Origin of the sequence: Pseudomonas sp. NKUCC02_KPG, from assembly GCF_019345465.1 — a bacterium.
Taxonomy (GTDB): Bacteria; Pseudomonadota; Gammaproteobacteria; order Pseudomonadales; family Pseudomonadaceae; genus Aquipseudomonas.
This window is the reverse complement of sequence record NZ_JAHKRC010000008.1, coordinates 1-14,863: the sequence shown is the minus strand read 5'-3', so window position 1 is coordinate 14,863 and position 14,863 is coordinate 1. Positions and strand designations below refer to the sequence as shown.

At 59.7% G+C, this 14,863-nt stretch carries 13 protein-coding genes and 4 tRNA genes; 12 read left to right on the top strand and 5 right to left on the bottom strand.

Annotation, left to right across the window (positions count from 1 at the left end; all coding sequences use genetic code 11):
- The first annotated feature begins 26 nt into the window (after positions 1 to 26).
- The 7 genes from KO536_RS12580 to KO536_RS12550 all read left to right on the top strand — a co-directional run bounded on the left by KO536_RS12580 (position 27) and on the right by KO536_RS12550 (position 8,280).
- Positions 27 to 767 carry an SDR family oxidoreductase gene (locus KO536_RS12580; RefSeq protein WP_133077332.1) on the top strand — a complete coding sequence of 247 codons (741 nt, stop codon included), beginning with the start codon at positions 27 to 29 and terminating at the stop codon, positions 765 to 767.
- Positions 768 to 893: 126 nt separating this feature from the next.
- Positions 894 to 1,742, top strand: a complete 849-nt coding sequence (locus tag KO536_RS12575; protein ID WP_133077331.1) for an ureidoglycolate lyase — start codon at positions 894 to 896, stop codon at positions 1,740 to 1,742.
- Positions 1,743 to 1,780: 38 nt separating this feature from the next.
- Complete coding sequence (gene denD, locus KO536_RS12570) at positions 1,781 to 2,755, top strand: D-erythronate dehydrogenase (RefSeq protein WP_133077330.1); 975 nt, start codon at positions 1,781 to 1,783, stop codon at positions 2,753 to 2,755.
- A gap of 151 nt (positions 2,756 to 2,906) precedes the next feature.
- Positions 2,907 to 4,277, top strand: coding sequence for an MFS transporter (locus tag KO536_RS12565; protein WP_133077329.1), 1,371 nt, complete (start codon positions 2,907 to 2,909; stop codon positions 4,275 to 4,277).
- A complete protein-coding gene (locus tag KO536_RS12560; RefSeq protein ID WP_219262043.1) occupies positions 4,274 to 5,158 on the top strand; it encodes an NAD(P)-dependent oxidoreductase in 885 nt (294 codons plus the stop codon). The genes KO536_RS12565 and KO536_RS12560 overlap by 4 nt, the downstream gene beginning before the upstream one ends.
- 16 nt (positions 5,159 to 5,174) lie before the next feature.
- Positions 5,175 to 6,959, top strand: coding sequence for an IlvD/Edd family dehydratase (locus KO536_RS12555; protein WP_219262042.1), 1,785 nt, complete (start codon positions 5,175 to 5,177; stop codon positions 6,957 to 6,959).
- A 133-nt stretch (positions 6,960 to 7,092) separates the two neighbouring features.
- A complete protein-coding gene (locus KO536_RS12550; RefSeq protein WP_133077326.1) occupies positions 7,093 to 8,280 on the top strand; it encodes a fumarylacetoacetate hydrolase family protein in 1,188 nt (395 codons plus the stop codon).
- A 59-nt stretch (positions 8,281 to 8,339) separates the two neighbouring features.
- Here the strand turns inward: KO536_RS12550 and KO536_RS12545 are convergent.
- Positions 8,340 to 8,416 (bottom strand) — tRNA-Arg (locus KO536_RS12545).
- 616 nt (positions 8,417 to 9,032) lie between these two features.
- On the opposite strand from KO536_RS12545, the gene KO536_RS12540 reads away from it, so the two are divergent.
- The 5 genes from KO536_RS12540 to KO536_RS12520 all read left to right on the top strand — a co-directional run bounded on the left by KO536_RS12540 (position 9,033) and on the right by KO536_RS12520 (position 12,628).
- Positions 9,033 to 10,574, top strand: a complete 1,542-nt coding sequence (locus KO536_RS12540) for an NCS1 family nucleobase:cation symporter-1 (protein ID WP_133077325.1) — start codon at positions 9,033 to 9,035, stop codon at positions 10,572 to 10,574.
- A gap of 55 nt (positions 10,575 to 10,629) precedes the next feature.
- Positions 10,630 to 11,358: an aspartate/glutamate racemase family protein gene (locus KO536_RS12535; RefSeq protein ID WP_133077324.1), complete on the top strand. Its 729-nt coding sequence runs from the start codon at positions 10,630 to 10,632 to the stop codon at positions 11,356 to 11,358.
- 233 nt (positions 11,359 to 11,591) lie between these two features.
- On the top strand, positions 11,592 to 11,822 hold the full coding sequence (locus KO536_RS12530; protein WP_133077323.1) for a hypothetical protein: 231 nt from the start codon (positions 11,592 to 11,594) through the stop codon (positions 11,820 to 11,822).
- Between the two features lie 29 nt (positions 11,823 to 11,851).
- Positions 11,852 to 12,028, top strand: a complete 177-nt coding sequence (locus tag KO536_RS12525; RefSeq protein ID WP_219262041.1) for a PA3371 family protein — start codon at positions 11,852 to 11,854, stop codon at positions 12,026 to 12,028.
- A 273-nt stretch (positions 12,029 to 12,301) separates the two neighbouring features.
- The gene (locus tag KO536_RS12520) at positions 12,302 to 12,628 is read left to right on the top strand and encodes an Arc family DNA-binding protein (RefSeq protein ID WP_219262040.1); all 327 of its coding nucleotides are present in this window, start codon (positions 12,302 to 12,304) and stop codon (positions 12,626 to 12,628) included.
- 112 nt (positions 12,629 to 12,740) lie between these two features.
- Here the strand turns inward: KO536_RS12520 and mgtE are convergent, their stop codons facing one another.
- The 4 genes from mgtE to KO536_RS12500 form a co-directional block, all read right to left on the bottom strand.
- Entirely contained in the window at positions 12,741 to 14,183 is a 1,443-nt protein-coding gene (gene mgtE / locus KO536_RS12515; protein ID WP_133077321.1) for a magnesium transporter, read from the bottom strand.
- A gap of 298 nt (positions 14,184 to 14,481) precedes the next feature.
- Positions 14,482 to 14,558, bottom strand: a tRNA-Arg gene (locus KO536_RS12510).
- A gap of 70 nt (positions 14,559 to 14,628) precedes the next feature.
- Positions 14,629 to 14,705 (bottom strand) — tRNA-Arg (locus KO536_RS12505).
- Between the two features lie 70 nt (positions 14,706 to 14,775).
- Positions 14,776 to 14,852: transfer RNA gene (locus KO536_RS12500), tRNA-Arg, on the bottom strand.
- Between the last annotated feature and the right edge of the window lie 11 nt (positions 14,853 to 14,863).

Genomic DNA, 14,863 nt, shown 5'->3' with positions numbered 1-14,863 from the left:
CCAAATAATAACAACGGACTCTTGTCATGAACCTAGCCAACAAACGCGTTCTGATCACCGCTGCAGCGCAGGGCATAGGCCGCGCATCGGTACTGGCCTTTCGGGATGCCGGCGCTCAGGTCATCGCCACCGACCTGCATATCGAAGCATTGCACGACATTCCCGGCATTCAAACCCTGTCTCTGGACGTGACCCGTGCCTCGGACATTGACGCGATCTGCCAACAGGTGGGCAACGTGGACGTGCTGTTCAACTGCGCCGGTTACGTGCACAGCGGTGCCGTCCTTGAGTGCGACGAACAGGCCTGGCAATTCTCTTTCGACCTCAACGTAACGGCCATGTACCGGATGATCCGTGCCTTCTTGCCAGGCATGTTGAGCAACGGTGGTGGCTCGATCATCAACATGGCTTCGGTGGCCTCCAGCGTCAAAGGTGTGCCCAACCGCTTTGCCTACACCGCCAGCAAAGCCGCCGTGATCGGCCTGACCAAATCGGTGGCCGCCGACTACGTAGGCCAGGGCATTCGCTGCAACGCCATTTGCCCCGGCACGGTGGACTCCCCGTCGCTGCGCCAGCGCATCGCCCAGCAGGCACTTGAGCAAGGGCGCTCCGAAGCCGAGGTGTACCAGGCTTTCGTCGACCGCCAGCCCATGGGCCGCATTGGCAACGCTGAAGAAATCGCCCGGTTGGCGCTGTACCTGGCCAGCGATGCCAGCAGTTACACCACCGGCACGACCCAGGTGATTGATGGCGGGATGAGCAACTGAAACCAGACTCACTGTAGTCGCTGCCGAAGGCTGCGATGGGTAGCGCAGCTACCCCGCTTTTGAAGGGCCTGCGGCAGCGGCTATAGGAAATGGCTGCACTCTTCTTATTTGGATAAAGGAGCTTTTATGAAACTGCTGCGCTACGGCGATAAAGGTCAGGAAAAACCCGGTCTGCTGGATGCTCAAGGCAATATCCGTGATGTGTCGGCGCACATCGCCGATGTCGCAGGCTCCGCGCTCAACCCCGAAAGCCTGGCCGCACTCAGCAAGATCGACCCCGCCACCCTGCCGCTGGTCAGTGGTTCGCCCCGTATCGGCGCCTGTGTCGGCCAGGTCGGCAAGTTCATCTGCATCGGTCTCAACTATGCGGACCACGCCGCAGAGTCCGGTCTGGCCGTGCCGTCGGAACCGGTGGTGTTCAGTAAATGGACCAGCGCCATCTGCGGCCCGAACGATAACGTAGAAATTCCCCGCGACTCGACCAAGACCGACTGGGAAGTCGAGTTGGGCGTGGTGATCGGCAAGGGCGGCCGCAATATCAACGAACACAACGCACTGGAACACGTGGCCGGTTACTGCGTGATCAACGATGTGTCCGAACGCGAATGGCAGCTGGAGCGTGGCGGCACCTGGGACAAGGGCAAGGGGTTCGACACCTTCGGCCCCCTCGGCCCGTGGCTGGTGACCCGTGATGAAATCACCGATCCACACCAGCTCGACCTGTGGCTAGAGGTAGATGGACAGCGCTACCAGAACGGCAATACCCGCACGATGGTGTTCCAGATCCCGGCATTGATTGCCTACCTGAGCCGCTGCATGTCGCTGCAACCAGGCGATGTGATTTCCACCGGTACGCCACCGGGTGTGGGCCTGGGCGTCAAGCCGTCGCCGGTCTATCTGCGCCCGGGTCAGGAAATGCGCCTGGGCATCAGCGGCCTGGGCGAACAGCGCCAGCGCACCGTGCAGGCCGACTGATTCACCGCTCAAACAACTATAAGAAACAGGGGCTGTACATGAGAATTCTAATCACCGGCGGTACCGGCTTTATCGGCAAGCAACTGGCTCAGCGTCTGCTTGACCTGAACACCCTGACCCTCGAAGGCCAGGCACCTCGTGCCATTGAACGCATCGTGCTGTTTGATGCCTTTGCGGGCGAAGACCTGCCCAGTGATCCGCGCATCGAACTGGTGACCGGTGATGTGGCTGACCCTGAAGTCATCGCCCGGGTGACTGACGGCGTGGATCTGGTATGGCACCTGGCAGCGGTGGTCAGCTCGGCTGCCGAGGCGGATTTCGACCTCGGCATGCAGGTCAACCTGCACGGCCTGATGTTGCTGCTCGAAACCCTGCGCAAACAGGGCAACGCACCGCGCTTTGTGTATGCCAGCGGCTTCGCCGTATTTGGCGGCACGCTGCCGCCTGTGGTCGATGACAACACCGTACTCACCCCTCAGTCCTCCTACGGCATGCAAAAAGCCGTGGGCGAACTGCTGGTGGCCGACTATGCGCGCAAGGGCTTTGTCGATGGCCGCGTGCTGCGCCTGCCAACGGTGGCCGTGCGCCCCGGCAAGCCGAACAAAGCGGCATCGACCTTCTTCAGCTCGATCATCCGCGAACCGCTGGCAGGCCTGCCTGCCGTCTGCCCGGTGCGCCCGGACACCCAGGTGTACCTGACCTCGCCGCGTCGCATTATCGAATCGATGTTGCTGGGCATGACCCTGTCGCCGCAAACCCTGGGCAACGAACGCATCATCCCGCTGCCGGGTGTGACCACCACCGTGGCGGACATGGTCTCGGCGCTGCAACGGGTCGCCGGTGAGGACGTCACCCAACTGATTCGCTGGGAGCCGGACGCCACCATCCAGCGCATCGTCGAAAGCTGGCCGAGCAAGGTCCAGGCCCCTCGCGCCCGGGCACTGGGCTTTACCGCCGACCCGGACTTCGACGCCATCGTGCGCGCCCATATCGAGGATACGGCCCCCAAATAACCCCACACCTCTGTGGGTGCGGGCTTGCTCGCGACGGGATCGATGCGGTTGTTCAGTGACACCGCGTCGCCTTTATCGCGAGCAAGCCCGCTCCCACAAAAAGCAAAAAAGCTCGCGTTACACACAACAATAAAAACTGAGGCCGTGCGATATGACCACAACGCCACTTCCCGATGTCTCCGACATCGAACAACAGACGATCAAGCGCGTTACCAAACGCATGATCCCCTTTCTTATCCTGCTGTTTGTGGTCGCCTTCCTGGACCGCAACAACGTCGGGTTCGCCGCACTGCGGATGAACGAAGACATCGGCATCAGCCAGACCATTTATGGCCTGGGCGCGGGTATTTTCTTCCTCGGCTACTTCATGTTCGAAGTGCCGAGCAACATTCTGCTGCACCGCTACGGCGCCCGTGTCTGGATTGCACGGATCATGGTGACCTGGGGCATCATCGCAGGGGCCATGGGCTTTTTGCAGACGCCCGTGCACTTCGTCTCCCTGCGCGTACTGCTGGGTATCGCTGAGGCCGGGTTCTTTCCGGGGGTCATTTACCTGCTGTCGCTGTGGTTCCCGAGCCGTTACCGCGCCCGCATGATCGCTACCTTTTACCTGGGCGTTCCCATTGCACAAATCATCGGCGCGCCCCTGTCGGTAGGCCTGATGGAACTGGGCGATGCCTGGGGCTTGGTCGGCTGGCGCCTGATGTACATCGTTGAGGCCGTACCGGCCGTGATCCTCGGTGTGGTGTGCTACTTCTACCTCACCGACCACCCGGCGGATGCTCACTGGCTGACCGACAAACAGCGCAACTGGCTGATCAACACCCTGGCCCAGGAAGAGCGCAACAAACCGCTGGTGGTGGGCATTCAACCGACCAAAGGCCAGATGATCCGCAAGGCACTGTGCAACCGTCAGGTATGGCTGCTGGCGCTGGTGTATTTCGGCATCACGTCGGGCTCCAACGCGATGAACTTCTTCATGCCCACCGTACTGGCCTCGTTCCGTGGCTCGTTCGGGCTGGAGATCGGCCTCATGCAGAACGGCCTGATCACCGCCATCCCTTACGCCGTCGCCGCTGTGGCGATGATCTGGTGGAGCCGTCGCTCTGATCGCCTGCAAGAACGTCACTGGCATGCCGGCGGCGCCGCCATGCTCGCGGCCGTGTCCATTGCCGTGGCGCTGTGGCTCAACCAGCCGTGGATCATCGTCGTCGGTTTCATCCTTCTGGCGATGGGTGTTTACAGCGCGATCAACGTGTTCTGGGCCGTCCCGGGGCAAGTACTGACGGGCGTCGGGGCCGCCGTGGGGATTGGCCTGATCAACTCCATCGGTAACCTCAGCGGCTTTATCGGCCCTTACCTGACCGGCTATCTGTTCACCGTCACCGGCAGCTACACCCCAGGCTTCATGGTGATTGCTGCACTGGTCGGCCTGGGTGGCCTGGGCATGGTGCTGATGCCACGCAACAAGGTGTCGCAGATTGGCGAGCAAATGGTCCCGGCGGCTGGAGGCAAAGCATGAGCCTGCCAACCGTAGCCTTCATCGGTACCGGGATCATGGGCCAGCCCATGGCCCGCAACCTGCTGCACGCAGGCTTCCCGGTGCGGGCATGGAACCGTTCTCCCGCCAGGGCGCAGGCACTCGCGGCACAAGGTGCCGAGGCTTTTCAGGCCCCGGCGCATGCCGCAAACGGCGCCCAGGTGCTGATCTGCATGCTCAGCGATGGCCCGACCTGCGACGAGGTGCTGTTTGGCGAGAACGGCGCTGCCCTGGCCCTGGCGCCGGGTGCGCTGGTGATTGTGATGAGTTCGATCCCGGTCGACACCGCCGCCGCACAGGCACGGCTATGTGCCGAACGTGGCCTGCGCTACCTCGACGCCCCGGTGTCGGGGGGCGAGCGTGGGGCGCGGGAAGCCAGCCTGGCGATCATGGTAGGTGGTGAAACCGTGGCCTTCGAGCAAGGCCGCGAGGTGCTGGCCGCCATGGGCCGCCCGGTACACGTCGGCCCGGCGGGCACTGGCGAACTGTCCAAACTGGTCAACCAGTTGATTGTCGCCAGCACCATCGCCACCGTCGCCGAAGGCCTGCTGCTGGCCGAGCGCGGCGGCGCCGACCCGTCAAAAGTCCACGAAGCGTTGATGGGTGGCTTCATCGATTCGCCGATCTGGCGTCAACACGGCCAACGCATGCTTAACAACGACTTCACCCCCGGCGGCCCGGCCAAGTGGCAACTCAAGGACACCCGGACCGCCCTCGCCCAAGCGCAAAAGCTGGGCCTGAACCTGCCCGTGGGCACCCTGGTGGACAGTCTGTTTGCAGCGATGGTCGAGGCCGGTGACGGCGAACTCGACCACGCCGGACTGATCCGCCAAGTGCGCCGCAACAACCCTTTGCCCGAATAATCTGCTGGAGCCTGCCATGACCGATTCAACCCCACGCCGCCTGCGCAGCCAGCTGTGGTTCGACGATCCAAGCCACGCCGACCTTACTGCGCTGTACGTTGAGCGCTACATGAACCAGGGCCTGACCCGGGCCGAACTGCAATCGGGACGGCCCATCATCGGTATTGCCCAGACCGGCAGCGACCTCACGCCCTGCAACCGCCACCACATCGAACTGGCCAAGCGGGTCAAGGACGGTATTCGCGACGCGGGGGGCATTCCGATGGAATTCCCGGTGCACCCGATCGCCGAACAGTCACGTCGCCCAACCGCGGCGCTGGATCGCAACCTCGCCTATCTGGGCCTGGTGGAAGTGCTTCACGGCTACCCGCTGGACGGCGTCGTGCTGACCACCGGCTGCGACAAGACCACCCCGGCCTGCCTGATGGCGGCGGCCACCACTGACTTGCCCTCTATCGTGCTGTCCGGCGGGCCAATGCTCGACGGCTGGCACAAAGGCCAGCGCATCGGCTCCGGCACCGTCCTGTGGCATGCGCGCAACCTGCTCAGCGCAGGGGAGATCGACTACGAAGGGTTCATGACCCTGACCACGGCTTCATCGCCGTCCGTGGGCCACTGCAACACGATGGGCACCGCGCTTTCCATGAACGCACTGGCCGAAGCACTGGGCATGTCGCTGCCTGGTTGCGCGAGCATTCCGGCACCGTACCGCGAGCGCGGTCAAATGGCCTATGCCACCGGCATGCGCATCGTCGACCTGGTGCGCGAAGACGTGCGCCCATCGCACATCATGACCCACGCCGCCTTTGAAAACGCCATCGCCGTGGCCTCGGCACTGGGCGCGTCCACCAACTGCCCGCCACACTTGATTGCCATTGCCCGCCACAGTGGCATCGATCTGTCGCTGGAAGACTGGCAGCGTGTGGGCGAAGACGTCCCGTTGCTCGTCAACTGCATGCCTGCCGGTGAATACCTTGGCGAAAGCTTCCACCGCGCGGGCGGCGTACCGGCAGTGATGCATGAACTGGACAAGGTTGGGCGCCTGCACCGCGACTGCCTCACCGTCAGTGGCCGCAGCATGGGAGAAGTGGTTGCCGACACCGTCACCGGCGATCGCGACGTGATCCGCTCGTACGAAGATCCGCTGATGCACCGCGCCGGTTTTATCGTGCTCAGCGGCAACTTCTTCGACAGCGCCATCATGAAAATGTCGGTGGTGGGTGAAGCCTTCCGCAAGACCTATCTCAGCGACCCGTTGCAACCCAACAGCTTCGAAGCGCGAGCCATTGTGTTCGAGGGGCCCGAAGACTATCAGGCGCGCATCAACGACCCGACGCTGGACATCGATGAACGCTGCATTCTGGTGATTCGCGGCTGCGGCACTGTCGGTTTTCCCGGCAGTGGCGAGGTGGTGAACATGGCACCGCCTTCCAACCTGATCAAGGCCGGGATCGACTCGCTGCCGTGCATGGGCGATGGCCGTCAAAGCGGCACCTCGGCCAGCCCGTCGATTCTCAACATGTCTCCGGAGTCTGCCGTGGGCGGCGGCCTGTCGTTGCTGCGCACGGGGGATCGCCTGCGCGTCGACCTGAATGCGCGCAGTGTCAATTTGCTGGTGGACGAAAGCGTGCTCAACGAGCGTCGCCAGGAACCCCTGCCACCGCTGGCCCCGTCGCAAACGCCGTGGCAGGAACTGTATCGCCAACTGGTAGGCCAGTTGTCCACGGGCGGCTGCCTGGAACCGGCAACACTGTACTGGCGCGTGATCCCGGAAAACGGCCCGCCCCGCCACTCTCACTAAACACTATGGACACATGACCTGTGGGAGCGGGCTTGCTCGCGATGCAGGCGGCGCGCTCTCTCAGGTACACCGCAGTGGCGTCATCGCGAGCAAGTCCGCTCCCGCACTGCCCATTTTTTCAAGGATCAGGCCTATGCAAACGCTGCAATTGACCGTAGAAAACTCCCTGCCGAACGACTGGCAGCGCGCGACGCTGGTGGGTCGTGTATGGCTACCTGGCGAGCGTGGTGGTCCGGCCGTGGTGGTGATTCGAGACGGCGAGGTGATCGACTGCACCGCGCACTTCGCCACCCTGAGCGCGCTACTGGAAAGCGACAAACCGCTGCAAAGCGTACGCGAAATCAGCGGTACGGCCTTGGGTACGATTCAGGCCTTGCTGGCCAACAGTGGCGAGCAGCGTGACATGGCCAAGCCCTATCTGCTGGCCCCTGCAGACCTGCAAGTGATCAAGGCCGCAGGCGTGACATTTGCCGCCAGCATGATCGAGCGGGTCATCGAAGAAAAAGCAGGCGGCGATGCCCTGCGTGCTCAAGAGATCCGCGCCCTGGTGCAGGACGTCATCGGTGACAACCTGCGCGACCTGCTCCCCGGCTCGCCCGAGGCCATGCGCCTCAAGCAGGTGCTGATCGAACAGAACATGTGGTCCCAGTACCTGGAAGTCGGTATCGGCCCGGACGCCGAGATCTTCACCAAGGCCCCGATACTGGCGGCGGTGGGCAGCGGTAATGCCATCGGCATTCACCCGGGGTCAAGCTGGAACAACCCGGAACCGGAAGTCGTGCTCGCGGTGGACAGCCAGGGCCGGATTCACGGCGCAACCCTGGGCAACGACGTCAACCTGCGCGACTTCGAAGGCCGCAGCGCGCTGCTGCTGAGCAAGGCCAAGGACAACAACGCATCCTGCGCACTGGGACCGTTTATTCGCCTGTTCGACGAACACTTCAGTCTCGACGACGTGCGCCAATGCGAAGTGACCTTGCGCGTCGAAGGCACGGACGGCTACGTACTGGACGGCAAGAGTTCCATGAACCAGATCAGCCGCGACCCGGCCAATCTGGCGGAGCAAACCCTCAATGCCAACCACCAGTACCCGGACGGCTTTGTGCTGTTTCTCGGCACCCTGTTCGCGCCCACAGAAGACCGCGACCATCCGGGTCAGGGGTTCACCCACAAGGCGGACGACGTAGTGAGCATTTCGTCACCCGCTCTGGGCGCCCTGCACAATCGCGTGACGGGTAGCGACCAGGCTCCACAATGGGCATTCGGGGTTGGGGCACTGATGAAGAACCTGGCGGGGCGCGGGCTGCTGGGCCAGGCCTGACTGATTGAAAGCCACAAAAAAGGCCCCGCCTGTTCAACAGTGCGGGGCCTTTGCGTATCTGGTGTCCCAGGCGGGGTTCGAACCTGCAACCTTCCCCTTAGGAGGGGGATGCTCTATCCAATTGAGCTACTGAGACAAATGACGGCGAGCATGGTAACGGTCATGCCTTTGTTTGTCATGTCGTGCGTGGCCTTTTTAACGGTCAGACACACGCCCCTTGACCGTTAATGCCGTGTAACCGTCAGACCTGACGCCCAGGACTTACGACCGATCACAACCTCACGCAGCTCAACGACAACCACAGGCGCATACAGCGCCTAATGATCGTATACAAAACGTCACATAACGGTGCACCCAACCGCGCCACAAACCTTTTATGCATCAAAAAGTAACAACCCTCTCTCTGGTCACAATTGACCACGATCCATCTCCCTTTCTATTCGCTGGTTTTTCAGATGGCCCGCAAAAAATAAAAAATCCATTAATTTCATACAGATAAAAAACAGCATAGGGATCCGTGAACACGGCTACTGATCTGTGTGTTTCTGCTGGCATGAATATCGCTTACACCCACACGACACTTGTATACAAAACGAACAAAAACTAAGTACACATTGTTTCGTGGCCCGCTACATAAAAGCAGGCATACCGCGAATTCTCACAACCAGTGATTTCCGCTGCCGTGACGAAGATTTGTCGAGCCAACGCTCATGAACAGTCATCACACCAGCGGACATCAGGAGCTTGCCAGAATGCGTTCAAGACTCTCCGATACCCTCGCTCTGGATTTACCTTCACCGGTTTCAACTCCCCTCCCCGACTCCCTGGACGCTACTGCATCCACCCTGGCGCTCAGTCCGCGCCTGCACAACAGTGACCTGGCCCCCACTAAAACCGAAGGCCGCCGCTGGGGCCGCTACAGCATCTTTGCCCTGTGGACCAACGATGTGCACAACATCGCCAACTACTCGTTCGCCATCGGGCTTTACGCCCTGGGCCTCAACGGCTGGCAGATCCTGCTTTCACTCGGGATCGGCGCTCTGCTGGTGTTCAACTTCATGAACCTGTCGGGCTATATGGGCCAGCGCACCGGCGTGCCCTTCCCGGTCATCAGCCGGATAAGTTTCGGCATTCATGGTGCGCAGATTCCTGCGCTGATACGCGCGGTCATTGCTATCGCCTGGTTCGGTATTCAGACGTATCTCGCCTCGGTGGTGTTACGGGTGCTACTGGTGGCCGTGCATCCCGGTTTCGACGCTTACGACCATGACTCGATCCTTGGCCTGTCGAGCTTGGGCTGGGTGTGTTTTGTCGCGATCTGGCTGGTGCAGCTGACGATCCTGGCCTACGGCATGGAAATGGTTCGCCGCTACGAGGCGTTTGCCGGACCGGTCATTTTACTGACGGTACTGTGCCTGGCAGGCTGGATGTACTTTCAGGCCAACGGCACCATTGCCTGGTCAGACCGCGTGCCCTTGAGCACCGCCGAGGTGTGGCGCAACGTGTTTGCCGGAGCCGCACTGTGGCTGGCGATCTACGGCACGCTGATCCTGAATTTCAGTGATTTCTCACGTTCATCGCCGTGCTGCAAAACCATCAAGGTTGGTAATTTCTGGGGCCTTCCGGTGAACATTCTGGTGTTTGCCGGTATCACCGTCCTGCTGTGCGGCGCCCAGTTTCAAATCAACGGCACCATTATCGAAAGCCCGACGCAGATTATCGCGTCGATCCCGAACACCTTCTTTCTGGTGCTGGGCTGCCTGGCATTCCTGATTGTGACGGTGGCGGTGAACATCATGGCCAACTTCGTCGCACCGGCTTTTGTGCTGAGCAACCTGGCACCCAGGCATCTGACGTTCAAGCGCGCCGGACTGATCAGCGCAACCCTGGCAGTGCTGATCCTGCCGTGGAATCTCTATAACAGCCCGCTGGTTATCGTGTACTTCCTGTCCGGCCTTGGCGCCCTGCTTGGCCCGCTGTACGGGGTGATCATGGTCGACTACTGGCTTGTACGAAAAGGCCGTATCGACGTGCCGGCGTTGTACAGCGAAGACCCGAGCGGCGCTTATTACTACAGCCGAGGCGTTAATTTACGCGCCGTCGCGGCGTTTATTCCTGCTGCTCTGATCGCCATCGTGCTGGCATTGGTGCCAGGTTTTCATACGGTTTCGCCGTTCTCCTGGATGATCGGGGCCGGCATCGCGGCAATGCTTTACCTGATCATCGCCAGGCGCCAACCCCACTACGCCCACGTCAGCGGCGAGTCGATCGCGGTCGACAACGCTGGCCATTGATACGTTTGCGGTCTGGCCAATTCAGACCGCCCACTCTTGATTTGAAGGAGCCCCCATGCGAATTCTCGTGGTCAATGTCAACACGACCGACAGCATCACCCAGGCCATTGCACGTCAGGCGCAGTCCGTCGCCGCGCCGGGCACCGAAATCATCGGGCTGACGCCCGGTTTCGGCGCCGAGTCGGTTGAGGGGAATTTTGAAAGTTATCTGGCCGCAATCGCGGTGATGGACTGCGTCATGTCCTACGACCAGCCCTTCGATGCCGTGATACAGGCCGGGTATGGCGAGCATGGCCGTGAAGGGTTACAGGAACTGCTCAACGTGCCCGTGGTGGACATCACTGACGCAGCGGCCAGCACTGCCATGTTTTTGGGCCGCGCCTATTCGGTTGTCACCACGCTGGATCGCACCGTGCCGCTGATTGAAGATCGCCTGAAACTGTCCGGGCTCTGGTACCGCTGTGCATCGGTGCGCGCCAGCGGCCTTGCCGTTCTGGAACTCGAATCTTCGCCGCAACGCGCGGTTGAAGCCATTGTTCACCAGGCAGAACTGGCCGTCAGCGAGGACAAGGCAGAGGTCATTTGCCTGGGCTGCGGTGGTATGGCGGGCCTTGATGAGCAGATTCGCCAGCGCACCGGCGTGCCCGTAGTCGATGGCGTTACCGCTGCGGTGACCATTGCCGAGTCGCTGGTTCGCCTGGGGCTGTCGACGTCAAAAGTACGCACTTACGCGACCCCACGGCCCAAGGTTATCAGTGGATGGGCCGAACGTTTCGGGCGATAACCGATCGCCTGCAGGCGATATCGACTGAATCCTTGCCAAGCCCGCTCCCGCGGGCCCTGGCCTGTATCGTGCAATTTGCACTACATCAAAAAGCCATCATTGCAAATTGCACTGAAACCCTCTTGAATACATACTCCAAGCAGCTGTTTTATAAGGGTTTTTAGCTCTTTAACAGTTGGCACGAAGACTGCTCTATTAACAGTATCCCGTCCATGCTCTCAGAGATGACCGCCATGAACAGCACCCTGTTACTGTTAAATGCCCTGGCACTGGCTGTTTTAGTGATTTTTCACTTTCAACCTGAACCCGCCACCGCCGAGCAATACGTCCAGACCTATGACAAACCCCTCGCGCCGCTGCCGCAAGTGGCGGTCATGAATAGCGTGAGCAGCGCGACACCTCATCTGACTACAGACCACCCTGCAGCCAACCTGGCTCCCGAGGGTGAGCGCTGGGTCTTTTGAAGCGCATATTGAGAGGTTGGCAGTAAATCATGTCCAAAATTGCTTTGAGTTTGTTGATGCTGGCGCTATCAAGCCTTGCACTTGATGTCTTCGCCCGTAACGAATTCGGAAACCTGCCCTTGATCGCTGCGGGAGTATTTTTCAGTTGCTGGCTGGTGGCGCTGATCATCGGGCGCAGGTTCAAATTTGACCCGCAATTACGCTGAGAGCGCCCTTCTGCTGGAGAACAGACCTTTCAGGATGAACGGTGGATTTGTGCACTATCCACGTCGATGCATTTTTTTAATAATCACTACTGGCATAACGCCTTTATCCGGTTCAATATTTGTCACAGAATTGACGCCAGGGAAGTGGCAGATTTGAGGCATGATGCGCGCCTCCTAGCAATTCAGGTTGAACTTTGGCTATAAGGACGGTCTTAATCACATCCTGCGGCCAATTCCCGAGAACCGCTCCCCTGAACTAACCGGTTAACTAAAATGCGCCCATTGAAACAGGCAATTTACTCCAGCCGTACGGCTGACAAGTTCGTCGTACGCCTGCCAGACGGAATGCGCGAGCGCATCGCCGAAGTGGCTCGCAATCATCACCGCAGCATGAACTCAGAAATCATTGCTCGCCTTGAGCAAAGCCTTATTCAGGAAGGCGTACTGGGTGACGAACTCAGCATGCGCCTGGACAGCCCTGAGCTCTCCCTGCACGAGCGCGAACTGCTGCAACGCTTCCGCCAACTGTCCCATCGCCAGCAAAACGCTCTGGTTTCACTGATTGCTCACGACACTGAGGCAGCTTCGGAGGAAGCCTGATTTAATTCAGGTAACAAAAAGCCAGCATTGCGCTGGCTTTTTTTATGGGCGCCATTTGCGCCAGAAACAAAAACGGCCTGATCTGACAGCTGTCAGATCAGGCCGCTGGCCGTCAGAGCAGGAAGATGGTTGCCAGCCCCAGGAAGATGAAGAACCCGCCGCTGTCAGTCATGGCTGTGATCATCACACTTGCACCCATCGCCGGGTCACGCCCAAGCCGGGCAAGTGTCATGGGGATCAAGACGCCCATCAGCGCTGCCAGCAGCAGGTTAAGCGTCATGGCCGCGGTCATCACCACACCCAGTGACCAGCTGCCGTACAACAGATACGCGACAACACCGATCACCCCACCCCACACCAGGCCATTGATCAAGCCCACGGCCAGTTCCTTGCGCATCAGACGCGAGGTGCTACCGGTATTGACCTGATCGAGCGCCATCGCCCGTACGATCATGGTAATGGTCTGGTTGCCGGAGTTACCGCCAATACCGGCCACGATGGGCATCAGTGCTGCCAGTGCCACCAGCTTCTCAATCGAACCTTCGAACAGACCGATCACCCGCGAAGCAATAAACGCGGTGACCAGGTTGACTGCCAGCCAGGCCCAGCGGTTACGCAGGGACTTCCAGACCGAAGCGAAGATGTCTTCTTCTTCACGCAGACCGGCCATGTTGAGCACTTCGTTCTCGCTCTCTTCACGGATCAGGTCGACCATTTCATCGATGGTCAATCGGCCGATCAGCTTGCCGTTCTTGTCGACCACCGGGGCCGAGATCAAGTCGTAACGCTCAAACGCCTGTGCAGCATCGTAGGCGTCCTCGTCCGGATGAAAACTTACCGGATCGCTGGCCATGACCTCGGACACTTGTTTCTCGGGGTCGTTGACCAACAAACGCTTGATCGGCAACACGCCTTTGAGCGCACCGTCGTAATCAACCACGAACAGTTTGTCGGTATGGCCCGGCAATTCTTTGAGGCGACGCAGGTAACGCAATACCACTTCAAGGCTGACGTCCTCACGGATTGTCACCATCTCGAAGTCCATCAGTGCGCCGACCTGATCCTCGTTATAGGACAGCGCGGAGCGAACACGCTCACGCTGCTGACCATCAAGGGTCTCCATCAGCTCATGGACGACGTCTCGCGGCAGCTCGGGGGCCAGGTCAGCAAGTTCGTCGGCGTCCATCTCCTTGGCGGCTGCCAGGAGCTCGTGATCGTCCATGTCGGCGATCAGGGTTTCACGTACCGAGTCAGAGACTTCAAGCAGGATGTCGCCATCGCGATCGGCCTTGACCAGCTGCCAGACCGTCAGGCGGTCGTCCAGTGGCAATGCTTCAAGGATGTAGGCAACGTCTGCGGAGTGCAGGTCTTCCAGCTTGCGCTGGAGCTCAACAAGGTTCTGCCGATGAACCAGGTTTTCAACCCGGTCATGGTGATGGCCTTCCTGACGATGAGTCAGGTCTTCGACCACACGCTGGCGATTAAGCAGCTCAATGACTTGAGCGAGGCGGCTTTGCAGGCTTTCTTGTGTTTTCTTTACTTCAACTTCGGTCATAGGCGAACTCCACTCCCAGCAGCAGGGCACGCCGGAAGGATCAATCAGTCAATTCATGATTGGAAAAACGGGATGCTGAGTTACTACTGGGTAAGTCCATGGAGGTATTCCACAAGCCCCGGCGGGGCTGACGGGCGCAATCATACACGGCTTAAAAATTAATGACGCAAAAATCTTGGCAATAACAAAAGCTTGCGCAGCACTGCCAGAATAATCAGAAGAGAAGTCGTCAGGATGACAGCAATAGCCAAATCGCAGATAGCAAAAAGCCCGCATACAATGCGGGCTTTTTGGTGTTTGGTGCACTCGACAGGATTCGAACCTGTGACCGCTCGGTTCGTAGCCGAGTACTCTATCCAGCTGAGCTACGAGTGCAAGTTGTGCTTGATAAACCAGACCACCCTGGTTGAAGCCAAGTTAACCGCCGAAGCAATTGACTCTTAAATGGTGCACTCGACAGGATTCGAACCTGTGACCGCTCGGTTCGTAGCCGAGTACTCTATCCAGCTGAGCTACGAGTGCAAGTTGTGCTTGATAGACCAGACCACCCTGGTTGAAGCCAAGTTAATCGCCGAAGCAATTGACTCTTAAATGGTGCACTCGACAGGATTCGAACCTGTGACCGCTCGGTTCGTAGCCGAGTACTCTATCCAGCTGAGCTACGAGTGCAAGTTGTGCTT